Below are 249 nucleotides of genomic sequence, written 5' to 3'. Positions count from 1 at the left end.
CTCCTGCGACCCGTAGCCGTAGCCCCACTTGAGCTGGGCGACCCCGGTTGCGCTGTTATCGGTCAGGGTTCCGTTCGGGGCGAGCGACTCGATCGAGTAGGAATCGCCCGCTCGCAGACCGGGCCAGTAGACGATGCCCATGTGGTGGTCGCGCGCGAAGTCGGTGACGGCGGCGAAGTAGGCGGTGTAGACGTTGCCGTTGTGGGCGCCGTAGTTGAGCCCGATGGTCATCGGGGCGCCGGCCTCGTC

At 67.5% G+C, this 249-nt stretch carries 1 pseudogene; it reads right to left on the bottom strand.

The window, feature by feature from the left end:
* Window positions 1-231 (bottom strand): annotated as a pseudogene (locus SB717_RS38320) (cellulase); the annotation flags it as partial.
* Window positions 232-249 lie beyond the last annotated feature (18 nt).

This window comes from Priestia sp. SIMBA_032 (genome assembly GCF_046535215.1).
GTDB classification, from domain to species: Bacteria; Bacillota; Bacilli; order Bacillales; family Bacillaceae_H; genus Priestia; species Priestia aryabhattai.
The sequence above is the reverse complement of the archived record's forward strand: the minus strand, read 5'-3'. Positions and strand labels throughout refer to the sequence as shown.